Source organism: Streptomyces sp. NPDC047022 (assembly GCF_040644155.1).
Taxonomy (GTDB): domain Bacteria; phylum Actinomycetota; class Actinomycetes; order Streptomycetales; family Streptomycetaceae; genus Streptomyces.
The window spans coordinates 113549-136243 of the sequence record NZ_JBEYVV010000015.1; the positions used below are offsets into that span (position 1 = coordinate 113549).

At 71.6% G+C, this 22695-nt stretch carries 21 protein-coding genes; 10 read left to right on the top strand and 11 right to left on the bottom strand.

All coding sequences use genetic code 11. The features are described 5' to 3' along the window. Positions 1-64 precede the first annotated feature (64 nt). Positions 65-1312 (top strand): aminotransferase class I/II-fold pyridoxal phosphate-dependent enzyme, encoded by a 1248-nt coding sequence (locus tag ABZ845_RS18115; RefSeq protein ID WP_360980212.1) that lies wholly within the window; start codon positions 65-67, stop codon positions 1310-1312. Then, positions 1309-2415 (top strand): MBL fold metallo-hydrolase, encoded by a 1107-nt coding sequence (locus tag ABZ845_RS18120; RefSeq protein ID WP_360980215.1) that lies wholly within the window; start codon positions 1309-1311, stop codon positions 2413-2415. The genes ABZ845_RS18115 and ABZ845_RS18120 overlap by 4 nt, the downstream gene beginning before the upstream one ends. Positions 2416-2469: 54 nt before the next feature. Here ABZ845_RS18120 and ABZ845_RS18125 read toward each other — a convergent pair whose 3' ends face one another. Both ABZ845_RS18125 and ABZ845_RS18130 read right to left on the bottom strand, forming a co-directional pair. Next, on the bottom strand, positions 2470-3105 hold the full coding sequence (locus ABZ845_RS18125) for a VTT domain-containing protein (RefSeq protein ID WP_360980321.1): 636 nt from the start codon (positions 3103-3105) through the stop codon (positions 2470-2472). An 11-nt stretch (positions 3106-3116) separates the two neighbouring features. Continuing rightward, positions 3117-3890, bottom strand: a complete 774-nt coding sequence (locus ABZ845_RS18130; RefSeq protein ID WP_360980218.1) for an MBL fold metallo-hydrolase — start codon at positions 3888-3890, stop codon at positions 3117-3119. An 85-nt stretch (positions 3891-3975) separates the two neighbouring features. Between ABZ845_RS18130 and ABZ845_RS18135 the strand changes: the two genes are divergently transcribed. From ABZ845_RS18135 to ABZ845_RS18145, 3 genes are all read left to right on the top strand, one after another. Next, positions 3976-4428, top strand: a complete 453-nt coding sequence (locus ABZ845_RS18135; protein ID WP_360980221.1) for a hypothetical protein — start codon at positions 3976-3978, stop codon at positions 4426-4428. Positions 4429-4437: 9 nt separating this feature from the next. After that, positions 4438-6588 carry an alkaline phosphatase family protein gene (locus ABZ845_RS18140; RefSeq protein WP_360980224.1) on the top strand — a complete coding sequence of 717 codons (2151 nt, stop codon included), beginning with the start codon at positions 4438-4440 and terminating at the stop codon, positions 6586-6588. 138 nt (positions 6589-6726) lie between these two features. Beyond that, the gene (locus tag ABZ845_RS18145) at positions 6727-7152 is read left to right on the top strand and encodes an OsmC family protein (protein ID WP_360980227.1); all 426 of its coding nucleotides are present in this window, start codon (positions 6727-6729) and stop codon (positions 7150-7152) included. An 88-nt stretch (positions 7153-7240) separates the two neighbouring features. Here ABZ845_RS18145 and ABZ845_RS18150 read toward each other — a convergent pair whose 3' ends face one another. From ABZ845_RS18150 to ABZ845_RS18160, 3 genes are all read right to left on the bottom strand, one after another. Continuing rightward, positions 7241-8044: an SAM-dependent methyltransferase gene (locus tag ABZ845_RS18150; RefSeq protein WP_360980230.1), complete on the bottom strand. Its 804-nt coding sequence runs from the start codon at positions 8042-8044 to the stop codon at positions 7241-7243. Between the two features lie 67 nt (positions 8045-8111). Then, positions 8112-8975, bottom strand: coding sequence for a helix-turn-helix transcriptional regulator (locus tag ABZ845_RS18155; protein ID WP_360980233.1), 864 nt, complete (start codon positions 8973-8975; stop codon positions 8112-8114). 125 nt (positions 8976-9100) lie between these two features. After that, complete coding sequence (locus tag ABZ845_RS18160; RefSeq protein WP_360980236.1) at positions 9101-9934, bottom strand: helix-turn-helix transcriptional regulator; 834 nt, start codon at positions 9932-9934, stop codon at positions 9101-9103. A 184-nt stretch (positions 9935-10118) separates the two neighbouring features. Between ABZ845_RS18160 and ABZ845_RS18165 the strand changes: the two genes are divergently transcribed. Next, on the top strand, positions 10119-10424 hold the full coding sequence (locus ABZ845_RS18165) for a 4a-hydroxytetrahydrobiopterin dehydratase (RefSeq protein WP_360980239.1): 306 nt from the start codon (positions 10119-10121) through the stop codon (positions 10422-10424). Between the two features lie 13 nt (positions 10425-10437). Next, positions 10438-11181 (top strand): class I SAM-dependent methyltransferase, encoded by a 744-nt coding sequence (locus ABZ845_RS18170; protein ID WP_360980242.1) that lies wholly within the window; start codon positions 10438-10440, stop codon positions 11179-11181. Between the two features lie 48 nt (positions 11182-11229). Here the strand turns inward: ABZ845_RS18170 and ABZ845_RS18175 are convergent, their stop codons facing one another. Beyond that, the gene (locus ABZ845_RS18175) at positions 11230-12000 is read right to left on the bottom strand and encodes a phytanoyl-CoA dioxygenase family protein (protein WP_360980245.1); all 771 of its coding nucleotides are present in this window, start codon (positions 11998-12000) and stop codon (positions 11230-11232) included. 143 nt (positions 12001-12143) lie between these two features. Between ABZ845_RS18175 and ABZ845_RS18180 the strand changes: the two genes are divergently transcribed. Together ABZ845_RS18180 and ABZ845_RS18185 are read left to right on the top strand one after the other, a co-directional pair. Continuing rightward, complete coding sequence (locus ABZ845_RS18180) at positions 12144-13073, top strand: class I SAM-dependent methyltransferase (protein WP_360980249.1); 930 nt, start codon at positions 12144-12146, stop codon at positions 13071-13073. Positions 13074-13226: 153 nt separating this feature from the next. Then, positions 13227-14474, top strand: a complete 1248-nt coding sequence (locus tag ABZ845_RS18185) for an MFS transporter (protein ID WP_360980251.1) — start codon at positions 13227-13229, stop codon at positions 14472-14474. Between the two features lie 63 nt (positions 14475-14537). On the opposite strand, the gene ABZ845_RS18190 is transcribed toward ABZ845_RS18185, so the two are convergent. The 4 genes from ABZ845_RS18190 to ABZ845_RS18205 all read right to left on the bottom strand — a co-directional run bounded on the left by ABZ845_RS18190 (position 14538) and on the right by ABZ845_RS18205 (position 20198). Then, positions 14538-15374, bottom strand: coding sequence for an aldo/keto reductase (locus tag ABZ845_RS18190; RefSeq protein ID WP_360980254.1), 837 nt, complete (start codon positions 15372-15374; stop codon positions 14538-14540). Positions 15375-15501: 127 nt separating this feature from the next. Next, positions 15502-17328, bottom strand: a complete 1827-nt coding sequence (locus tag ABZ845_RS18195; RefSeq protein ID WP_360980257.1) for an AMP-dependent synthetase/ligase — start codon at positions 17326-17328, stop codon at positions 15502-15504. Positions 17329-17678: 350 nt separating this feature from the next. Beyond that, on the bottom strand, positions 17679-19172 hold the full coding sequence (locus ABZ845_RS18200; RefSeq protein ID WP_360980260.1) for an MFS transporter: 1494 nt from the start codon (positions 19170-19172) through the stop codon (positions 17679-17681). 468 nt (positions 19173-19640) lie between these two features. Then, positions 19641-20198: a TetR family transcriptional regulator gene (locus ABZ845_RS18205; RefSeq protein WP_360980263.1), complete on the bottom strand. Its 558-nt coding sequence runs from the start codon at positions 20196-20198 to the stop codon at positions 19641-19643. Positions 20199-20499: 301 nt separating this feature from the next. Here ABZ845_RS18205 and ABZ845_RS18210 point away from each other — a divergent pair, with 301 nt between their 5' ends. Further along, entirely contained in the window at positions 20500-21597 is a 1098-nt protein-coding gene (locus tag ABZ845_RS18210; RefSeq protein ID WP_360980266.1) for an ABC transporter permease, read from the top strand. A gap of 178 nt (positions 21598-21775) precedes the next feature. Here the strand turns inward: ABZ845_RS18210 and ABZ845_RS18215 are convergent, their stop codons facing one another. After that, entirely contained in the window at positions 21776-22633 is an 858-nt protein-coding gene (locus ABZ845_RS18215) for a LysR substrate-binding domain-containing protein (RefSeq protein WP_360980269.1), read from the bottom strand. Positions 22634-22695 lie beyond the last annotated feature (62 nt).

The following is a 22695-nucleotide window of genomic DNA, read 5'->3' on the forward strand; positions in this document are numbered from 1 at the left end:
GGCACCATCGGCACCGTAGGCGAACAACAATACGACCCGCACCAGGGACTGCGCGGAGGCACGTATGCGTCGCACGGATCAGGGAGGTCACGGTCCTGTCCGCTACGGTCCAGCCCTTCCCGGCCACGGGCTGCCCCTCCTGCCGGGCCTGTCGACCGCGCTCGCCGAGGCAGCGGAGCACGACGGCACCGGGTCCTGGGACCGTATGCCCGACCTGCTCGACGCCGCCTGCGGCTACTTCACGCGTCGGGGACTGCCCGCCGAACCCGGCTCCGTGTCCGCCGCACCGGGCGCGCCCGCCCTGCTGGTCGCCATCACCGCCGCGCTCGGCGGCGACGTACTGATTCCGCGGCCGTGTCCCGCCTGGTGGGCGCCTCAGATACGGGCGCTGGGACGGTCCGTCTACCACGTTGCGACCACCGCGGAGTGCGGAGGCGTCCCGGATCCGTACGCCCTCCTGGAGACCGTCCGCAGGATCCGTGCCGAGGGCGGGGACCCGCGTCTGCTGGTGCTCGCGGTTGCAGACGATCCCACCGCCACCGTGGCACCGCCAGAGGTGGTGCACGAGACCGCCGAGGCCGCCGCCGGCGAGGGGCTCCACCTGGTCAGCGACGAGACCTGGCGGGACACGGTGCACCGGCCGCACGAGACCGTGCTGCTCAGCCCCGCCGAGATGCTTCCCGACCGGGTCACCGTCGTCACCGATCTCGCCGGCCCCTTGCTCCCGTCCGGCTGGCCCGCGGCCGTCGCTCGTTTCCCGGCCACCGGGCAGGGCGCCGAGCTGCACGCGCGCGTACTCGACGTGCTCACCGCGCTCGGTGCCCGAGTCGCCGACCCGGTCGCCGCGGCGGCCGCGTATGCCCTCGACGAACCCGCCGATGTCGTCGAGCACCTCACCGCGGGCACCGCCCTGCACGCGCGCGTGGCCGCCGCCGCGCACCGGGCCGTGGTCGCCGCGGGTGTCCTGGCCCGGCCCCCGCAGGCCGGCCGGCACCTGTACGCCGACCTCGAGCCGCTGCGTGCCGCGCTCAACGGCCATGGAGTCGGTGACGCACAGGATCTGGAGGACTTCCTGACCACCCGTCTCGGCATGCCCGCTCCCGGCGGACACCGTTTCGGGGACGACCTCGCGGCGCTGCGCGTCCGCCTCTCCACCGGGCCCTTCCTCGGCGCGAACGACGAGGAGCGCTACGAGTGCCTCCTTTCACCTCAGCCGCTGGAACTGCCACACGTGCACCGCGCGTTGAGCCTTCTGGGATCGGTCTTCGACGATCTGCGCGCCGACGCTCAGCGATGGGAGACTCCTCGATGACGCAGCAGCAGGAGCCCACCACGAGCACCGTGTCCACGTGCCGATACGCCGCCGGGCCCACGCCCGGGACGCTGCTGAAGGGCGGGATCGCCGCGCCGGCTCCCCACCCGCCGCTCGCCGCGCCCCGCCCGCTCGGCGAGCGCCGCATCTGGGCCCGCTCCTTCATGGACCGGCTGACCGCGCCGCTGCCCGGCATCAAGGCGCTGGCCCGCTTCGCCCGTGAAGGGGCGCTGCGGCCCGGGCCCGAGGGCCTGAGGGACATCGCGCTGCTTCCGTACGAGCCCGCGCCGCTGCCCCGCGTCGACACGGACACCGTCGCCGTCTCCTGGGCGGGGCACGCCAGTTGGGTGATACGGATCGGTGGGCTGACCGTCCTGACGGACCCGGTCTGGTCGCGTCGCATCCTCGGCACCCCGGCCCGGATCACCCCCGTCGGCTTTCCCTGGGAGGACCTCCCAGGGGTCGACGCGGTCGTCATCAGCCACAACCACTACGACCATCTGGACGCCCCCACCCTCAGCCGACTCGCCCGAGCCACACCGGTGTTCGTACCGGCCGGCCTCGCCGCGTGGTTCCGCAGGCGCGCGTTCACCTGTGTCACCGAGCTGGACTGGTGGGAGGGCGCCGAACTGGACGGTGTCCGCTTCGACTTCGTCCCCGCCCACCACTGGTCCAAGCGCACCCTGACCGACACCTGCCGTTCCCTGTGGGGCGGCTGGGTGCTGACCGCGCCGGACGGGCAGCGCGTGTACTTCGCGGGGGACACGGGCTACGGCCACTGGTTCCGGCGGATCGGCCTGCGCTATCCCGGCATCGACCTGGCGCTCATGCCGATCGGCGCGTACGAGCCGCGGTGGTGGCTCAGCGACGTCCACTGCGACCCGGAGGAGGCGGTCAAGGCAACCGTCGACCTCGGCGCGCAGCGGATGGCCCCCATGCACTGGGGCACGTTCGTACTGTCGGCGGAACCCGTACTGGAACCCCTGACACGTGTGCGAACGGCATGGGAGGGGGCGGGCCTGCCCCGCGAGAACCTGTGGGATCTGCCGATCGGAGCCTCCCGGGTACTGCAGCCAGCCCGCGGGAAGGACCTACGCGCATAGCGCGCCCTTCAGGGGCGCGGGGAACCGCGCGCATCACCATCGCACGCGCGCACGTCAGGACGTACCGTCAGGTGAGGCAACCCTCCTCACCCGCCGCCAGACCCCGGGCCCCGCGCTGATCACCACCGTCAGCCCGACCGCCGCCGCGACCCCCTCCCACGGCCTGGGGAACAGGGACCCGCCCAGGATCCCGATCAACTGGTATGTCCCGGCCCAGGCCAGGCACGCCGGGGCGTCGCCACGGGCGAAATCCCGCAGCGGCATCCGCGCCAGCAGGCATGCCAGCATCACCGGGATGCGCCCCGCCGGAACGAGCCGTGACAGTGTGAGGACCGCGATGCCGTGGTCGCTCAGCTTCCGCTGGGCCTGTACCAGCCGCTCCTCGGGAGCGCGCTCGCGGATCGTCTCCAGCCATCTGGAGCCGTTCCTCGACCTCATACCGCGCCGCCCGAGCCAGTACAGCGCGAGGTCCCCGGCAAACGCCGCGAACGCCGCGACGACGAACACCACCGCGAGAGAGAACGGCGCGGTCTGATGAAAGGCCACGACCGCCGCCGAACTGACCAGCGCGCCCGTCGGCACCACCGGCACGAGCGCGCCGAGCAGCACCAGCAGGAACAGCGACGGATAACCCAGGGCCTGCTGGGTCGACTCCGGCGGCACCCCGCCACCGGCGGCGGCCAGGAACATCCCCGGGCGTATCACCGGGCGACCTCAGGACGGACGCTCTCGCCGTGGCGCAGAAGATGCACCGCCACCCCTGGCGCGCGTTGCGCGGCGCGGCGCACGAACTCATCACCCGGCGCATGGAATTCATGGGGGCGCACGGCATCCATGCCGATGGGCCAGTACGTGCCGTAGTGCACCGGCACCGCGCTGCGCGGCCTCAGCTGCTCCAGCGCCCGTGCGGCGCGCTCCGCATCCAGATGCCCCGGCCCGAGGAACGGTCCCCAGCCGCCGACCGGCAGCAGTGCCACATCGACGGATCCGACCTCCTCTGCCATCGACCCGAACAGCCCGGTGTCCCCGGCGAAGTAGGTGCGCGTGGCACCCTCGATGACGAACCCGAGGGCGGGCGAGCGGTGCGGTCCCAGCGGCAGCCGGCGCCCGTCGTGCCGCGCCGTTGTCACCCGAATGACCAGGTCACCGAACTGCACCCGGTCGCCGGGCACGACCTCCGCGAGCCGGGGACGCTCCAGCCGGCGCAACCCGGGCACCTGCCCCGGGGCGCCGCGCGGCACCAGCAGCAGGGTGCCCGGTGCCAGGCGCGCGAGCGAGGGCACATGCAGATGGTCGGCATGCAGATGCGAGACGAGGGCCACGTCGGCGACGGTGGCCCCGGGCGGCGGCAGGGCCCCGCCGCGCCGCCGCAGATGCGCGATGCGGCGTGCGAACACAGGATCGGTCAGGACCCGTGTCCCGGAGTCCTCGATCGTGCAGGTGGCGTGACCCCACCAGGTGATCTCCGCCGGCACTCCGATGCCTCCTTCGTGCGACTCCCCTCGAGCCTACGGGCAGGAGTAGGGTCAGCGGCGAAACCCTGAGGTGAGGGGGTACCCCATGGGAGACGCGTACGGCGCCCCGGTCACACACGAGCCCTCCGGCGGGCCGGGAACGGTCCGGGTGACGGCCATCGCCAGCCTGACCCCGCTGGAGGAGCTCGACGCGGATCCCTTCCTCGTCGACTCCCGCAGCCAGCACGCGATGTGCGCGCGCTGGGCGGCCGAGCAGGGGTATGTCGTCACGCGCGAGCTTCTGGTCCGGGCCCTGCGCCCCGACCACAGTGTCCTGTGGTCGGATGTGGAGGCCGGCCTGGTCGATGTCTTCGTGGCCCCGAGCCGCCGGGTTCTGGAACGTGCCCTGTCCTCCGTGGACGAGTTCGTAGAGGAGTGCGCGCGGCGGGGCGTGCGGCTGGAGACGGTGGGGCACGCCGAACCGTCGTACGACGCCCAGATGAAGGCCTGCGTGCACCGTCGCCTGTCCATGCCGACCGCGGGCTACGACGGCCGCTGACCGGGCGCGATGGCAGGCGCAGGCGTGAGCCAGGAGCGTTGGCGGCGACTCGTCAGCGGAGTGTGGCGCAGCATCACCGTGTGGGTCGCGTCCACCGCGACCATGCTCGTACTCGCCGCACTCCTGCCCGACTTCCGGCTGGAGTCCGCGGCAGGCGACAGCCTCACCCGGGTCGCACTCACCGCCGCCGCCGGAGCCGGAGTCTTCGGCCTGCTGTCCTCGCTCGTGTGGCCCCGGCTCGTCAGGCTGCTGCTGCTCGTGCCCGCCCTCGTGCTCGGGCTGCTGGTCTTCTTTCTCAACGGCTCCCTGCTGCTGCTCGCCCTGCGCGTCACCCCCTCCGGTCACGGCGAGGCGGCCCCCGAGACCGCGGTCGTCGTGGCCGCCGCGATGTCCGCGGTCGCCTCGGCCACCGGCGGCTCCCTGGCCGTACGGGACGACGACGCGTACCGCAGAAGGCTGTACCGGCTCGCCGCCCGCCGCCGCGGCCACGGCGCGCACAGCCGCGAGCCCGCCACCCCGGGGACCCTGTTCATCCAGCTCGACGGCGTGGGCCACGACGTGCTGCGGGCGGCCGTCGACAAGGGCCTCATGCCGACCGTCGCGTCCTGGCTCGGCCCCCGCGACGGCGACGGACCCAGTCACCGGCTCACCCCCTGGCGCACCGACTGGTCCAGCCAGACCGGCGCCAGCCAGCTCGGCATCCTGCACGGCTCCAACCATGACGTTCCGGCGTTCCGCTGGTACGAGAAGGACAACCACGAGGTCATGGTCTGCAACCGGCCCGCCGGCGCCGCCGAACTCCAGCGCCGCGCCATCGAACGGACCGGCGACGGCGGCCTCCTCACCGTCGACGGCGCGAGCCGCGGCAACCTCTTCAGCGGCGGCGCCGACGAGATCGCGCTCGTCCTGTCCGTCTCCGTCCGCAGGGGCCGGGAGAACAGGTCCCGGGCCGGGTACTTCGCGTACTTCAGCGATCCCGCGAACGCCGTACGGACCGCCCTGTCGTTCCTCGCGGAAGTCGGCCGCGAGATCGCCCAGTCGACCCGTGCCCGCCTCAGCCGGCAGCGGCCCCGCGTCGGGCGCGGTGGCCTGTACCCGTTCGTACGGGCCTTCGCCACCGTTGTCGAACGGGACGTCGTCGTCGCCGCGGTCATCGGCGACATGCTCGCCGGACGCAACGCGGTCTACGCGGACCTGGTGGCCTACGACGAAGTGGCCCACCACTCCGGCCCGCACAGCCGCGACGCCGAGCAGGTCCTGCGGCGGCTCGACCGCTCCCTCGCACTGCTCGAGCACGTCGCCGCACACGCCCCGCGCTCCTACCGGATCGTCGTACTCTCCGATCACGGCCAAAGCCCCGGCGAGACGTTCCGGACCCGCTACGGCCGCAGCCTCCGCGACCTGGTGAGGACCGGCTGCGGACTCGCCGTTCCGGACACCGCGGCGGGCGCCGGCGCACACGACGAGACGTGGGAGAGCACCCGCAGCGGGACCGAGGCTCGCGCCGCGGTGCGGGCCGCGCTGCGCCGCCCCCTCGAGGAGGACGGCCCCGGGCACCGCCCCGCGCGGCGCCGCTCGGAGCCGGTCGTCCTCGCGTCCGGCAACCTCGGACTCGTCTCCTTCCCCGACGTGCCGCACCGGATGAGCAGGGAGGAGATCGACCGGCGGTACCCGGCGCTGCTGCCGATGCTCGCCGGGCATCCGGGCATCGGCTTCCTTCTCGTGGGCAGCGAGGAGCACGGCGGGGTGGTCCTGGGCGCGGACGGCGAGCAGATCCCGGTCGGGCTGCTCGAGGACGGCTCCGGGCCGCTCGCCGGATTCGGACCCGGCGCCGCCGACGCCGTACGCCGTACCCACTCCTTCCCGCGCACCGCCGACATCATGGTCAACTCCTGGTACGGCCCGGCATCGGGCGAAGTCCTGGCGTTCGAGGAGCAGGTCGGCTCGCACGGCGGACTCGGCGGCGCCCAGGGACGGCCCTTCCTGCTGTCACCTCTGTCCCTGTCGGACCCCACGGGCGACGGCACCGAACTCGTCGGTGCCGAACGGCTCCACCAGGTCTTCCGCCGCTGGCTGCGCGAGTGCGACGGCCCTCAGGTGCCGCTGGCGCAGGCGGCACCCGCACACGCGGACGAGGAGAGGGACGAGCGCGCCGCCTGACCCCGCCCGACCCCGTGCGACCCGGCGTGCCGACCCGGATGTCATGGCGCGGTGCGCCGGACGCACCGGGTGCGATGTGGTCGGATGGGGGGCGACGGAACCCGGCCCCGGCAACGGGACCACACGAAAGGAAGAACCGTGGCAACCACGCGCACCGCACACACCGTGTGGGACGGCGACCTGCTCGAGGGCAACGGCATCGTCTCCTTCGACTCCTCCGGCATCGACCGGCAGCCGGTCACGTGGGCTTCGCGCTCCCAGGAGGCGAACGGCAAGACCAGCCCGGAAGAACTGATCGCGGCCGCCCACTCCAGCTGTTTCTCCATGGCCCTGTCGCACGGCCTGGCCGGCGCCGGCAACGCGCCCACCAAGCTGGAGACGAAGGCCGACGTCACATTCCAGCCTGGCGAGGGCATCACGGGCATCCACCTCAACGTCGAGGGCACCGTTCCCGGCATCGACAACGAGGCGTTCGTCGCCGCCGCCGAGGACGCCAAGAAGAACTGCCCGGTCAGCCAGGCACTGGCCGGTACCACCATCACGCTGTCGGCCAAGCTCGTCTGACGCGGGCAAAGGTCCAGCGGACGCCCACTGGTGCCGCGTCCCTCTCCGCGGGACGTGGCACCGGGACGTGGCACCACCGTTTCCGGGGTCAGGGCTTGCGGGCGACTCCCGCGTACACCGTCACGATGCCTTCCGCCTGGAGAGCCACGTCATCCGGCTCCGGCCGCCAGCCGGTGACGGGTATCACCCCGGGGCCCAGCAGCTCCAGCCCCTCGAAGAACCCCGAGAACTCGGCCAGCGAACGAGGGAAGAAGGGCGTACCGCTCTGCTGGAACAGGGCCGCGGCCTGCCGGACGGCCTCCGGGAGCAGGTCGGGCGTGACCTGGGACAGGACCAGGTGACTGCCGGGTGCCAACGCCTTGACGTAACGCGCGATCAGGTCGTGGGCCTCTTCGCCCAGGTAGTGGGTGAGCGCGATCAGCGACAGGGCGACCGGCTGCCCGAGGTCCAGGGACTCGGCGGCGCGGGCGAGGATGGTGTCCGGGTCGCGGACGTCGCCGTGGACATAGCCGGTTGTGCCCTCCGCGGTGCCGTGCAGCAGGGCCTGGGCGTGCCGCAGCACGATCGGGTCGTTGTCGGCGTACACCACGCGCGCATCGGGGACGACGCCCTGCGCGACCTGGTGGAGGTTCGGCTCGGTCGGGATGCCGGTGCCGATGTCGAGGAACTGGCGCACACCCGCTTGCGCCAGGGCCCGTGTCGCCCGGTGCATGAACCGGCGGTTGGCGCGTGCCCCGCGCCGCACGCTCGGGTCCACGGCCAGGATCTTCCGGCCCAGCTCCTCGTCCACCGGGTAGTTGTCCTTGCCCCCGAGCCACCAGTCGTAGACCCGTGCGGGGTGGGGACGGCTGGTGTCGACGTGCAGGGGAGCCGATTCGCGGCCGGTCGTCATGCGGATGCTCCTGAGTCGGATAGCGGCTGGTGGATTGCCGGATGAGGCATCAAGCGTCGATGGCGGATCAGTAGGTGTCACGGAACCGCCGGAGGATCGTCCTGGTGTGCTGGACGGACGCCGCCTTGGCGGACATATGGTCCAGCACCTCCAGATGCATGGCTACCTCGGAGCGCGAGTCGAGATAGAGGGCGCCCGTCAGGTACTCGCTGTAGACCATGTCCGGCAACTCGGGCTCCCCGAAGCGGAAGAGCACGAACGGCGTGTAGGTCCCCGGGTGCGGTCCGGACGCGAACTCGGCGATCTGCAGGGTGATCCGCGGGTTTTCCGTGGCCTCGATCAGCCGCTCCAGCTGCACGCGCATCACTCCCGGGCGGGTGGAGACCGGGCGGCGCAGCACCGTCTCGTCCATGATCACCCAGAAGTGCGGCGGATCCTGACGGGTCAGCAGCTCCTGCCGCGTCATGCGCAGCGCCACATGCCGCTCGATGTCCTGGGGGCGGACCCGTCCCACGGTCCCGGCCTCCAGCACCGCATGAGCGTAGTCCTCGGTCTGCAGCAGCCCGGGCACGAAGTGCGGCTCGTACGAGCGGATCATGGAGGCGGCACTCTCCAGACTGACGTGCAGGCTGAACCAGTCGGGCAGCACATCGTGGTAACGCTGCCACCAGCCGGGCTGGTTGGCCTCCTCCGCGAGTCGCACGAAGGAGGTGATCTCCGCCTCCGGCACGCCGTACGTGGCGAGCAGCACCTGCACATACGGGATCTTCAGCGCGACTTCGGCGGTCTCCATGCGCCGTACGGTCGCCGCCGCGACACGCAGTACCTGCGCCGCCTCCTCGCGCTTGAGCCCGGCGGCCTCCCGCAACTCGGCCAGCCGCCGGCCCAGCACTACCTGCCCCACGGTGGGCGCAGCCCGACGCTCACTCACGCGACGCCTCCCCTGCGCCTCGAAGACTGTGGGCAGTGTGGCATGTTCGAGTGAATGTCTCATGGTGATGGCCGGACAGAGCGTAAATCGGCGGAGCCGGTGAGGCGGATGGGGTTGATGTGCCGTCAAGATCCAGTCGAATGCAGGTACTTGGCCGTGGCTGGATCCGCGGGCAGGAACGTCTCGATGGCCAGCTCGGCGACGGTCACATCCATCGGGGTGTTGAACGTCGCGATGGACGAGATGAAGGACAGTACCCGGCCCTCGTGCTCGATCCGCATCGGAAGCGCGAAATGATGGACGGTCTCGTCCGGTTCGATCCCGTCTTCCGGCCTGTCCCGCACCGGATACGCCGCCACCTCCTCATGCAGTGCGCGCAGCGCGTCCGAGCGCCGCAGCGCGATCTGCCGGTCCATCTGGGCCAGGAGATGGCCGCGCCACGCACGCAGATTGCGGATGCGCGGTGCCATGCCCTCGGGGTGCAGCGTGAGACGCATCGCGTTCAGCGGCGGGGCGAGCAGCCGCTCCGGGACGCCCTCCAGGAACATCGCGATGCCCCGGTTCGCCGCCACCACGTCGTACGTCGCGTTCACCACCAGAGCGGGAAAGGGCTCGTAGGCCTGGATCAGCCGCTCAACTCCCGCCCGCAACGCCTCCATCGAGGGATCGTCCAGGGGCGTCTCCAGATAGTGCGGGGCGTAGCCGGCCGCCAGCAGCAGCGCGTTGCGCTCGCGCACCGGGACATCCAGATGCTCGGCCAGCCGCAGGACCATCTCCTCGCTCGGGCGTGAGCGGCCCGTCTCGATGAAGCTGATGTGCCGTGCCGACGAACCGGCCCGCAGCGCCAACTCCAGCTGGCTGACCCTCTGCCGCTCCCGCCAGCCTCGCAGCAGAGGGCCGATGCCCTGGTCGGAAGCGGCAGGTGCGGGGGCGGACGTGCCGGACGGGACAATGGTCATAGGGGGACCGTAGTCGAGGAGCGGTGCGTGGACGACCTGCCGCACGCGTTCCTGCTGGGGCGATGGCGGTCCACCGGGCCCGGAACGGAACGGAGCGGCACGGCGCGACCGTGCGTTACGGGGGCGTGCGGCGGGGATGTGACAGGGTGGGGCGAACCCCACGGCGTACGGAAGGAGCGAGGTCATGAGCGTCGAACCGCTGTCGCACAAGGAGATCGAGGACCGGCTCGCGGAGCTGCCCGGCTGGTCGCTGGACGGCGACCGGATCGCCCGCTCCTACCGGCTCCGCTCCCACTTCGCGGCGACCGCGATGGTCGTGCACATCGCGCAGGTGCAGGAGGAGCTGGACCACCACTCGGACCTCACCCTCGGGTACAACAGCGTGTCCCTCACCATCAACACACACAGCGTGGGCGGAGCGGTCACCGAACTGGACTTCGACCTCGCGCGCCGGGTGGAGGAGCTGGCAGCCGTACACGGCGCGCACTGAAAGGACGAGCCGCGTGCTCGACTACAACCGGGAAGCCGATCAGTACGACGCCACGCGCGGCGGCGAGCCCCGGGCCACCGCGGCGGCCGACGCCGTCCTCGGACTGATACCGGAGGGCGCCGTCCGGCTGCTCGACGTGGCCTGCGGCACGGGCATCGTGACCCGGCGGCTCGCGGCCGGTCGGCCCGGGCTGCGGGTGACGGGCGCGGACCTGGCGTACGAGATGACCCGGAGGTCCCACGCCCGGCTGCCCGGCTCCGTCGTCCTCGCGGACAGCCGCCGACTGCCGTTTCAGGACGAGACGTTCGACGCGGTCACCAGCATCTGGCTGCTCCACCTGGTCGAACGCCCCGAGGACGCCCGGGCCGTGGTCGCCGAATGTGCCCGGGTGCTGCGGCCGGGCGGTGTGTACATCACCACCGTCGACAAGGCCGCCGCCCATGACGTCGGCAGCGACGTGGACGCCGTTCTCGCCGGGCGTCCGATTCATCCGGCCCCGGACGCGGCCCAGGAGGTCCACGCGTACGCCGCCGCATGCGGTCTGACCCCCGCGGGTCAGGCCCGCTTCCCAGGCCTCGGCCAGGGCCGCAGCCCCCGTCAGGCGATCGGTAACCTGCGACGGGGATGGTTCTCCGCCCTCCCGTCCGGTGACCCTCTCACCGAACGCTTCGCCGCCCGCCTCGAGGAGCTCCCGGACATGGACCGTCGGCGCGCCGACCCGGTGTTCACCCTGCGGGCGTTCCGCAGGAGCATGTGAGCGGCCTCGGCCGGGGCCGGCCGCAAGGACGGCAGCGGCTCGCCGCCCTCAGCTGTCGCGCGCAAGGCCCCGGCGGATCGCCAGCTCCACGGCGGAGTAGTCGCCGTCCTCCCTCCGCAGCTGAAGCGGCTCCGCCGGGTGCAGCGGAGGCTGCGCCATGAAGCGGGGGCGTGTGCCGTGGTGGGGCTGCGCGGCGTGCACGAGGAACGGATGGCAGAGGTAGACGTCACCGGGACGTCCGGTCGCGAAGGCGAGGGGGCGGTGTGCGGAGGCCGCGTCGACCTTGGGGCCGAGCTCCAGGAACGAGGCGCCGTCCTCGCCATACGGTTCGAGGACCGAGGGCACGTCGAGATGCGAGCCGACGCGGATGCGGGTCGGGGCGTCGTCCTCGGTGATCTCACTGAACAGGAACAGCATGAGCAGCGCGCGCTCCCTCGACCGCAGGTTCGTGTGCCAGTGCGCGGCGCCCTCGGGCAGATAGCTGCCCTCGATGTGCCAGCCCGCGTCGGCCGGCTCCTCTTCGTGCGGGAAGCGCAGCGGGAAGGTCCCGAGCGAGTAGCGCGGCTCCCAGCGGCGCTCACCGGCCAGCGCGTCGAAAGCCCGGTGCAGCGCGGGGGAGTTGGCCGCCGCCGCGAAAGGGCCCTGCGCCATGCCGCCCACCCAGTGCACCGGGTCCTTCCAGGTGGCGGGGTCGTCCGGGTCGTAGCCTGTCTCCTGCCACAGCCGCCGCGCACAGTCCTCGGCGACACGTGGCGCAACGGCGCCCGCGATCTTCACGAAGCCGTCCTCGAGGAATCGCTGTACCAGTGCGTCGTCCATGCGCTCATCGTCGGCGACCGGCCTTCCCCGTCGCACCTCGTTTTTGCCGCCTCGGCAAGGTCGGTTGCTCCGCCGTCGCGAGTCGGCGCAGGCTGACCGGAACCGGGCAGGCTGAACCGGACCGGGAAGAAAGGCGGATCACCATGGCGTACGAGCAGCAGCATCACGAGGACCACCAGGGTCACCAGGGGCATCACGGCCACCACGATCACCGCGAGCACCACACCGGCACCGACATCGACTGGGCTGTGATGGCCCCGATGCTGGAAGCCCAGGCGGAACTGTCCGCGCCCCTGTACCGCGCGGTGACGGGATGGCTGGCGGCCGAGCTGCCGCAGCCGGGCCTGATCGTGGACACGGGCAGTGGTCCCGGAGTGGTCTCCTGTCTCTTCGCCGAGGCGTTCCCGGGCGCGAGGGTCGTCGCGGTGGACGGCTCCGCACCTCTGCTGGAGCGGGCCCGTGCACGTGCCGCCCGCCTCGGCTTCGAGGACCGCTTCGGCACGGTCACCGGTGAACTGCCCGGCGCGCTGGAGGCGTTGGACTACCCGGCCGACCTGATGTGGGCGAGCAACAGCCTGCACCACCTGGGCGACCAGCGGGCGGCCCTCGCCGCGTTCGCCGCGCGGCTGGCGCCCGGCGGCACCCTCGCCCTGCTGGAGGGCGGTCTGCCCGCGCGCTTCCTGCCCCGGGACATCGGTATCGGCCGCCCCGGTCTGCAATCGCGGCTGGACGCCGTGGAAGCGGAGTGGTTCACACAGATGCGGGAGGAACTGCCCGGCACCGTCGCGGAGACCGAGGACTGGCCCGCGCTGCTGTCCGGGGCCGGCCTGAAGCACACCGGCACCCGCAGCTTCCTGCTCGACCTGCCGGCCCCGGTCACGGATGAGGCCCGCGCCCATGTGGCCGCCTCCCTGACCCGGCTGCGCGAGGCTCTCCGCGACGGCCTCGACCCCGAGGACACCGCCGCCCTCGACCGCCTCCTCGACCCCGAGGACGAGGCGAGCGTGTACCGCCGCGGCGATGTGTTCGTGCTGAAGGCCCACACGGTGTACACGGCCGTACGCCCCGCCTGAGCCCCGAACCCCTCCTGAGGGTCACCGTGACCGGCGACGCCCGGCACGGCGAGGCCGGAGGTGGACATATTCTGCGAGGCGACCGGACCGAGGGTGAAGGGCGCCCAGTGGTCCGACTCTGTTTCACAGCGGCGGGAAGAGGTGCGCAGGGGTATGCCGGGCAGGCGGGCGCTGGGGCGGCGGTTCGGGTGGTTGTGGGCGGCGTTCGCCATCAGCTCGTACGGCACCGGTCTCGGGTTCGGCGCGTTCCCCCTGATCGCCGTGCTCGTACTGCACTCGGGCCCCGCCCAGGTGGCGACGCTGGCCGCCGCGGGGCGGGCCGTGGGTGCCGTGCTCGCGGTGCCCCTCGGCCCGTGGGTGGAATTCCGCCGTAAGCGGCCGGTCATGATCGCGATGGATCTGACCAGGTTCGGGGCGATGGCGAGCGTGCCCGCCGCGTACGCGCTCGGCCTGCTCGGCTTCAGCCAGCTCCTCGTCGTCTCCGTCGTCGTCGCGGCGGCGGGCATCGCCTTCAACGCGGCCAGTGGCGCGTATCTGAAGTCGCTCGTGCCACCCGAGGACCTGCTCGTCGCGAACGGCCGGTTCGAGTCCACGACATGGACCGCGATCGTGATCGGCCCACCGCTCGGCGGCGCCGCGATCGGGGTGTTCGGACCGGTGACGACCGTGCTGGCCGACGCCGTCAGCTACCTGCTCTCGGCGCTGGGCATCCGCGCCATCGGCGGAACGGAACCGCGCCCCGGGCGGACCGGGGCACCGCGGCTGCGCCCACGGGATCTCCTCGAAGGCTGGCGCCATATCCTGGCCCATCCCACGCTGCGCCCGCTGTTCTTCAACGCGATCGTGGTCAACGGCCTGATCATGGCCTCCGAACCGCTGCTCGCCGTGCTCCTGCTGGGCCGCCTGGGCTTCGCGCCCTGGCAGTACGGACTCGTCTTCGCCACTTCCTCCGGTGTCGGCGGCCTCGTCGGCTCGCGCCTCGCGCGCCCGCTCGTGGCGCGGTTCGGGCAGCACACGGTGCTTCGCGCCGCCGGGGCGCTGCGGGCCTGCTGGCCCATCGGACTGGCGTTCGTCCGGCCCGGTGTCCCCGGGATGATCCTGATCATCGCCGTGCAGTTGGGGCTGGTGACCTTCTGCGGCCTGTTCAACCCCGTGCTGGCCACCTGCCGCCTCGAACAGACCGCCCCCGACCGGGTCGCCCGCACCCTGTCCGCCTGGTCGGTCAGCAGCAGCCTTGCCATCGCCGCCATGACCGCCCTGTGGGGTCTGCTCGCCGTCGTCACCGGCCCGCGCATCGCGATCGCCGCCGCCGGAGTCTTCCTCCTGTTCACCCCACTGCTGCTCCCACGCGACCGGAGCGCGCCCCTGAGCGCCGAGGAACAGGCAGCCGAGGCCGTCTGACGCGCCGCTGGGCCGACACTCAAGGGCGCGACGCTCAAGGGCGCCGGGGGCGAGCGTGGTACGTCAGCCCATGTCGAAGGTCGACGGGTCCGGGCCGAGGCGGCGGTCCTCATTGAGCGCGCTGATCGCCGCCAGGTCCTCGGTGTCCAGCGAGAAGTCGAAGACCTCGATGTTCTCCCTGATCCGGGACGGGGTCACGGACTTCGGGATCACGACGTTGCCGAGCTGCACGTGCCAGCGCAGCACGACCTGGGCCGGGGTGCGGTTGTGTTTCTGGGCGATGGCGACGATGGCCGGGACCTCGAGCAGACCCCTGCCCTGGCCGAGCGGCGACCAGGCTTCGGTCCTGATGCCCTGATCCGCGTGATACGCACGCGCCGCGTGCTGCTGGAAGTGCGGGTGCAGCTCGATCTGGTCGACCGCCGGGATGACGGAGGTCTGGTCGATCAGGGTGGCCAGATGCTCCGGCTCGAAGTTGGAGACGCCGATCGCCCGCGCGCGGCCGTCCTCGTAGATCTTCTCCAGGGCCTTGTACGTCTCCACGAACGTGCTCCGGTTCGGCAGTGGCCAGTGGATCAGGTAGAGGTCCACGTACTCCAGACCGAGCTTGCCCAGCGACACGTCGAAGGCGTGCAGCGCGGAATCGTATCCGTGGTCGCTGTTCCAGAGCTTGGTGGTGATGAAGAGGTCCTTGCGCGGAATGCCGGAGGCGGCCACCGCCCTGCCGACGCCCCGTTCGTTGCCGTAGATCGCGGCCGTGTCGACGCTGCGGTACCCGGTCTCCAGAGCGGTGGCGACGGAGTTCTCCGCCTCGTCGTCCGGCACCTGCCAGACCCCGAAGCCCAGCTGGGGCATCGCGACACCGTTGTTCAGGATGATCGGGGGGACCTTGCTGCTCACGAGCTGGTGATCCTTCGGTCGTCGGGGTGCTGCTGACTGATGACTGTGACTCCTAAGGTCATGGTCATCGATCGGGGAACGCCGCGCATGTCCGGCCGACCCGGTCATGCCCGGCACGCCGACCCGGTCATGCCCGGTACAGCGCCTCCACCTCGTTCGCGTACGCATTCTCGATCGCCTTGCGCTTCAGCTTGAGCGACGGAGTGAGCAGTCCGTGCTCCTCGGTGAACTGGTGCCCGAGAATACGGAACGTCCGGATCGACTCCGCCTGCGAGACCAGCGTGTTCGCGGCGACCACCGCACGCCGCACCTCGGTCTCCAGGTCCGGATCGCGCACCAGCTGGACGGGGGCCATGCTGGGCTTCCCGCGCATCTGCAGCCAGTGCTCGACGGCCTCCGTGTCCAGGGTGACGAGCGCGGCGATGTAGGGGCGGTCGTTGCCGACGACGATGCACTGGGCGACGAGCGGATGCTCCCGCACCCGCTCCTCCAGCACCCCGGGCGAGACGCTCTTGCCGCCCGAGGTCACCAGGATCTCCTTCTTGCGCCCGGTGATGGTGAGATAGCCGTCCTCGTCGAGCGCGCCCAGGTCCCCGGTGGCCAGCCAGCCGTCGTGCAGGGTGCTGTCCGTGGCCTTGGGATTGTTGAGGTAGCCCTGGAAGACATGGCCGCCGTACAGCCACACCTCGCCGTCGTCCGCGATGTGCACGCTCGTGCCCGGGATGGGCTGGCCCACGGTGCCGTACCGGGTGCGCTCGGGCGGGTTCGCGGTCGCCGCGGCCGTCGTCTCCGTCAGCCCGTATCCCTCGTAGATCTGAATACCGGCGCCCGCGAAGAACAGTCCCAGCCGCCGGTCCATCGCGGAGCCGCCGGACATCGCGTGCCGCACCCGGCCGCCCATCGCGGCACGGATCTTGGTGTACACGACCTTGTCGAAGAACTGGTGCTGCATGCGAAGGCTCGCCGACGGGCCGGGCCCGGTGCCCCATGCCTTCGCCTCGACCGCGTCCGCGTACTTCACGGCGACCTCGACCGCCTTCTCGAAGGGGCCGGAACGGCCCTCCTTCTCGGCCTTGCGGCGGGCCGCGTTGAAGACCTTCTCGAAGATGTACGGCACGGCGAGGAAGAACGTCGGCCTGAACGAGGCCAGGTCGGGCAGCAGCGCCGCCGCGTTCAGCTGGGGCTGATGGCCGAACCTGACCTTGCCCCGGACCGCCGCGACCTGCACCATCCGCCCGAAGACATGGGCCAGCGGCAGGAACAGCAGGGTGGAGGTGACGTCGTCCTTCTTGGAGCGGAACACCGGATCAAAGCGTTCGAGCATGGTGTCGGCCTCGAACATGAAGTTGCCGTGCGTCAGGACGCAGCCCTTGGGACGGCCGGTGGTGCCGGATGTGTAGATCACGGTCGCCGTCGAGTCGGGGGTGACCGCCTGGCGGTGCCGGTGCACCACCTCGTCCTCGATGTGCGCGCCGGCGTCGTAGAGCTCCTGCAGGGAGCCTGTGTCGAGCTGCCACAGCCGGTGGAGCTGGGGGAGCCGGTCGATGACCGTGGCGATCGTCATCGCGTGGTCCTCGTGCTCCACCATCGCGGCCGAGACCTGCGCGTCGTGCAGCATCCAGAAGACCTGCTCGGCGGAGGAGGTGGGGTAGACCGGCACCACCTGGGCGCCGATGGTCCAGAGCGCGAAGTCGAAGAGGGTCCACTCGTAGCGCGTAGGGCACATGATCGCGACGCGGTCGCCGAACCGGACACCTTGCGCCAGCAGGCCCTTCGCGAGGGCGAGCACTTCGTCGCGGAACTCGGCGGCGGTCACGTCACGCCATCGGCCCTCCTCGTCCTTCCGACCTAGGGTGACATGTAGTGGATCTTCCTGGGCATACTCGAAGACGACATCGGCCAGACCGCCCACCGGCGGCGCCGACGCCAATGGAGGGTTGGTGAACTCGCGCAATCCCCGGCTCCTTGTGGCACTCCGCACAGCGCCGTGAAAGCTACCCCACCGCAGAGCCGGGCGGGAGGGGGGAGAAATCCCGGGCACTTCGCGCAAACACGCAGGGCCGCAGCGGGAAATTGCCGCATAGCGGGAAGGGTCGGACAGAATTCGCTACGGCGCCGTAGGTTGCGAGCCCCTAATCTCCACGGAATCTGTACGGTGCGATTACCCCGACACCAGTCTTACTGGTCAGTAGCATCGTGGTGGCGGGCGTGTGGGGTGGCCATATGTGGCGACCGTGTGGAGGGCAGAGGTCAGAAGGGCGGCCGGACCTGTGGTCCGACCGCTGGTCGACTCCCGTCCGCTCCTCAGCCCCGCGTAGCCGTCTCCCTCAGCGCGCCGGGTGCCCCGGGTGCCGTGGGCGTCCCCGCGTTCCGCGGCGACCGCACCAGGATCAGCACCAGGGCGCCCGCCAGGAGCCCGGCCCATCCCGCCACGCCCAGGGCCGCGTCGAGGCCCGCGGCGAAGGCGCCGCGCAGCGCCTGCTCGGAGAAGCCGGAGCGCAGCGCCCCGGCACCGCCGCCCGCCAGGGTGTCTGCCGCGTCGGACGGCAGCGTGTCCCGCATGCGCGAGGTCAGTACGGTGCCGAAGGCGGCGACCCCGAGCGCGTACCCGAGCTGCCGCACCGTGTTCGCGGCGCCGCCCGCCATGCCCGCCCGCTCCGGCGGCACGGAGGTCAGCGCCGCCCCGGCCACCGTGGGTGACACGAACCCGGTACCGATGCCCACCAGGACCAGCCCCGGAACCAGTGCGGTCCAGTTGCTGCCCGCGTTCAGCACGGCCTCGCAGAAGGAGCCCGAGCCGATCAGCAGCAGACCGCCGCCCACGGTCAGCCGCGCGGGGACCCCGTGCAACAGCCGGCCGACCAGGATGGCGACCACCATGGCGGCGGCCGTCAGCGGAAGCAGGATGAGCCCGCCGCGCACCGGGCTCATGCCCAGCAGTGTCTGCGTCCAGATCGCGAAGTACGGCGTCACACCGAACGCCACGCCGCTGAAGGCGAGAGACCCCGCCATCACGCCCACGAAAGCCGGCTCCCGCAGCAGCGAGAGATCAAGCAGCGGATGCGTCGCCCGGCGCTCCACCAGCACGAAGCAGATCAGCGCCAGCGCCGCCAGCATGAACGCGCCCAGCGTCATCGACGACGCCCAGCCGTCCTCCCCGGCGTGCACCACCGCGTAGGTCGCCGCTCCGGCGAACCCCGCGAAGTAGAACGTGCCCGCCCAGTCGATCCGCCGAGCGTGCTGCCCCCGGGACTCCGGCACCTTCCGCAGCGTCAGCCACACGGAGACCACGCTGACCGGCAGGTTCACAAAGAAGATCCAGCGCCAGCCGGGGCCCTCGGTGAGCACTCCGCCGAGCACGGGGCCGACCGCAGCGGCAGAGCCGCTGACCGCGCCCCACACGCCCAGCGCCGCCGACCGCTGCCGCCCCTGGTAGACCGAGCCCAGCAGCGGCAGCGTGCTGGAGAACATCGCCGCCGCGCCGACCCCCTGCATCGCCCGGGCCGCCACCAGGGCGCCGGGTCCCTCAGAAAGCCCGCACAGCAGCGAGGCCGTCGCGAACACCGCCACGCCCATGACATGGACCCGACGCCGTCCCAGGACATCGGCGGCGGCCCCGGCGCCGAGCAGCAGCGCCGCCAGAGCGAGCGCGTACCCGTCCACCACCCATTGCAGATCGCTCAGCGTCGCGTGCGACGCCCGTGCCATGTCCGGCAGCGCGACGACCACGATCGTCACGTCCAGCAGCAACATGAACGTGCTCAGGCACACCGCTGTGAGCGGACCCCATGAACGCATGTCCCAACTCCCGTGCGTGAAGGTTGTGTCTGTTCCGTGCGATGAGTGGCTCCTAGCCGATTCCAGTGGAAGCGGATGTCCGAGCGCCGAATTCTGACGGATGATCGTGGCATGGAGATGGAATCCCACCTCCCCGACACGCTAGACCGGCGACCGCTGTCGCCACCGGAGGCTGCGCGCGGCAGACGGCCCGAAAACGCCCTGGGTTACTCGTTCGGACTCGCCTCAGGCGGAATCGAGGTCCTCTGGGGCACCCTTTGCCAGGGGCGTGGGGCGTCGCGGATACGAGCCTCCGTCCACCCACGGGGATGCGCTCGAAGCGCGCCGTTCAGGGGCGCGGGGCGTTGGCGATCTGCGGCTCCGCCGCGCGGGCGCGACAAGCCCCGACGCACGCGCGGGTCGTGACGCACCGTAAGCACACTTGTCGCGGGTGAAGGGCGGGCTGCGACCCGCGCGCAGGGCAGGCCCCTACTGGCTCAAGAGGCCCCGCACCAGCGGCAGCAACTCCCGCGCGTCCGCCCCCGCCAGCTCGCCGAACGTGCCGGAGCAGCGGCCCAGAAGAACCCCGATGAACGCCGCCGTCGCCAGTTCGGCCCGCATCTGAGGCCGATCCAGGCCCTGCTCGGCGAAGAGCTCGCGCAGGGGAGCGACCAGTCGGGTCTGCAGCTCCTCGCGCGCCGCATCCTGAACCGCGGGGTCCCGGGGCCGCTGGACCGCGGCCTGGAAGACAGGGCCCGGACCGCGCTGACCGACACGCTCGAACAGCGTGAGCACGCGTTCGGAGTCGAGAAGGTCAGGCGGCACGCCGTCCCCGGTCTCGGCGTGCAGTACGGCGATGTAGAGCTGGGTCTTGCCGCCGAAGTAGCGGGCGATCAGGGCCTGGTCGACTCCCGCCCGCTCCCCGATGTCCCGCACGGTGGTGCGTTCGAACCCGCGCTCGGCGAGCAGTTCGGCCGCGGCCTGCAGCAACCGCTCCTTGCTGCGCGCCGAGTCCCGCCGGCGCACGGGCTTCTCGGCGCTGGTCATCGCTCTCTCCTGCCGCCGTACGTTCCTTCGCAGACTCTGCCATGGCGGCGCGGCTTCACGCGCGCGGGGCTCGCGCGGGTGAGACCCGTCACGTCCACAGCGAGCACTACTAGCCGAAGTAGTAATACGGACGCCGGAGCGCGCGGTCGTGCGCCGGGGTTGCACCACTCCGCCACCGCGACCCCCACTCCCCAGTACTAGGTGTCGTCGTAGAGGCACCTCGGTCATCGATGTGCGCGGTTCTCTACAGTTCCCATGTCAGCAATTGCTGACTTGCCGCGACTGACCAGGAGACGCGCTCGTGCAGCAGGACGAACTCAGGCCCGAGGACTCCGGCACGCAATCGGATGCGGACCGGCACCGGCATCGTGCGCGTACCGACGCCGCGCCCCCGGGGCCCGGACTGACCGGTGCCAAGGCGGTGCTGACGCCGGTCGTCACCGTGCTCACGATCGGGCTGGTGTTCGTCTCGGTGTTCCTCGCCGCCTTCCATACGCCCAAGGCCCATCGACTGCCGATCGCGGTCGCCGCCTCGGACCGCTCGGCGGCGCTCTTCGACGTGCGGCTGCAGCGCATGACCCCGGACGCCTTCCAGGTCGAGCGCTACCGGGACGAGTCGGCCGCCACGTCGGCGGTCGAGCACCGCGCCGCGTACGCCGCCTATCTGGACATCACCGGATCACCCCGCCTTGTGTACGCCGGCGCCAACGGGCTCGCCGTCACCGCGGTGGTCACCCAGCTCGGCCACGCCACGCCGGGCGGGGGCCATGCGATCAAGGTGCAGGACATCCTCCCCCTGTCGAAGGGGGACAGCCGCGGACTGTCGGTCTTCTACGCCTCGTTCGGCCTCGTCCTCGCGGGATTCCTGTTCGGCCAGATGACATACCAACTGGCGCCGCGCCTCTCCTTCGTGCAGCGCATGGTCAGTCTGGTGATCTTCGCGGTGGTGGGCGGCCTGGCCACCTCACTCATCGCGGGCACCGTCTTCGAGGCCGTCCCGGGCTCCTTCCTCGCTCTCGCGGGCATCGTCACGCTGATGGCGGGGGCCGTGGCGGCCGGAACCGTCCTGCTCATCCGGATCTTCGGACCGCTGGGCGTGCCGCTCGGGTCGATCTTCATGCTGGTGATGGGCAATGCCACGAGCGGAGGGGTGCTGCCCCCCTCCTTCCTGCCGAGCTGGCTGCAACCGCTGGCCTCGGTGATGCCCGCCGGGGTCGGGGTGAGGGCGATCGACGGACTCGCGTACTTCCACCACGACGGCGTCGCCGACGGTGTGACGATCCTGTCCGTCTGGGTGGTGTTCTGTGTCGCGGCCGTCTTCAGCCTCGACAGGATCACCGCCGGGCCGGCCATCGTGCACGTGGCGCAGCGCGGCAGGCTCTCGGCGGCGAGTGCCTGAACACCGGTCTTCGCGCCCCGGGATACGCCTGAACCCGGCGCCGACCCGGTCGATGGCGTGGCGCCGGACTCCTTCGGCGATACACGGGCCCGGCCGGTCACTGCCCGTGGAGCCGACCGGCCGGTCACTGCCGGTGGAGCCGACCGGCCGGTCACTGCCGGTGGAGCCGACCGGCCGGTCACTGCCGGTGGAGCCGGTCCCCGCTCGCCAGGATCGCCGCCGCCAGGGCCCGGCCCGCGCTCTGGGCCTGGCGCTGCCCGTGGACCAGGACGAAGTCGATCTCGCCCAGCTCCGGCAGCCCCGCCCGCTCCGGAACGCGCACCAGGCCCGGCGGGACCAGCCCCCGGGAGTGGGCCATCACGCCGAGACCCGCGCGGGCCGCGGCGATCAGGCCGTTGAGGCTCCCACTCGTACACGCGATGCGCCAGGGACGGCCCTGCTCCTCGAGGGCCTGAAGGGCGCGGGCGCGGGTGATGCCCGGCGGGGGATAGACGATCAGGGGAACCGGCCGGTCGGGGTCCAGGCGCAGCCGCTCCGCGCCGATCCACACCAGCTTGTCGTGCCAGACCAGCTCGCCGCGCGGGTCCTCGGGCCTCCGCTTGGCGAGCACCAGGTCGAGCCGGCCCGCCGTGAGCAGTTCGTGCAGCGTGCCCGAGAGCTCGACCGTCAGCTCCAGGTCCACATCCGGATGGTCGTACCGGAACGCCTCCAGGATCTCCGGCAGCCGGGTCAGCACGAAGTCCTCCGAGGCGCCGAACCGCAGCCGTCCCCGCGGGCGCGCGCCCGTGAAGTAGGCCGTCGCCTGCTCGTGCACCTCCAGCAGACGTCGCGCGAAGCCGAGCATCGCCTCGCCGTCCTCCGTCAGTTCCACGGAGTGGGTGTCCCGGGAGAACAGCTGCCGCCCGGTCGCGTCCTCCAGCCGCCGTACGTGCTGGCTCACGGTCGACTGGCGCACACCGAGCCGCCGCGCGGCCTGGGTGAAGCTCAGCGTCTGGGCCACGGCGAGGAAAGTACGCAGCTGGGAGGGGTCGTACACTCCCTCAGGCTATCGTGTTTCATGATGACAGTCAGAGTGGTATGCGGGATTCCCGATGGCTG

Bases quoted from the DNA above. Each gene is read 5' to 3' on its own strand.
- ABZ845_RS18115 (WP_360980212.1), top strand. From the start codon at position 65: ATGCGTCGCACGGATCAGGGAGGTCACGGTCCTGTCCGCTACGGTCCA.
- ABZ845_RS18120 (WP_360980215.1), top strand. From the start codon at position 1,309: ATGACGCAGCAGCAGGAGCCCACCACGAGCACCGTGTCCACGTGCCGA.
- ABZ845_RS18125 (WP_360980321.1), bottom strand. From the start codon at position 3,105: ATGTTCCTGGCCGCCGCCGGTGGCGGGGTGCCGCCGGAGTCGACCCAG.
- ABZ845_RS18135 (WP_360980221.1), top strand. From the start codon at position 3,976: ATGGGAGACGCGTACGGCGCCCCGGTCACACACGAGCCCTCCGGCGGG.
- ABZ845_RS18140 (WP_360980224.1), top strand. From the start codon at position 4,438: ATGGCAGGCGCAGGCGTGAGCCAGGAGCGTTGGCGGCGACTCGTCAGC.
- ABZ845_RS18150 (WP_360980230.1), bottom strand. From the start codon at position 8,044: ATGACGACCGGCCGCGAATCGGCTCCCCTGCACGTCGACACCAGCCGT.
- ABZ845_RS18160 (WP_360980236.1), bottom strand. From the start codon at position 9,934: ATGACCATTGTCCCGTCCGGCACGTCCGCCCCCGCACCTGCCGCTTCC.
- ABZ845_RS18165 (WP_360980239.1), top strand. From the start codon at position 10,119: ATGAGCGTCGAACCGCTGTCGCACAAGGAGATCGAGGACCGGCTCGCG.
- ABZ845_RS18175 (WP_360980245.1), bottom strand. From the start codon at position 12,000: ATGGACGACGCACTGGTACAGCGATTCCTCGAGGACGGCTTCGTGAAG.
- ABZ845_RS18180 (WP_360980249.1), top strand. From the start codon at position 12,144: ATGGCGTACGAGCAGCAGCATCACGAGGACCACCAGGGTCACCAGGGG.
- ABZ845_RS18185 (WP_360980251.1), top strand. From the start codon at position 13,227: ATGCCGGGCAGGCGGGCGCTGGGGCGGCGGTTCGGGTGGTTGTGGGCG.
- ABZ845_RS18200 (WP_360980260.1), bottom strand. From the start codon at position 19,172: ATGCGTTCATGGGGTCCGCTCACAGCGGTGTGCCTGAGCACGTTCATG.
- ABZ845_RS18205 (WP_360980263.1), bottom strand. From the start codon at position 20,198: ATGACCAGCGCCGAGAAGCCCGTGCGCCGGCGGGACTCGGCGCGCAGC.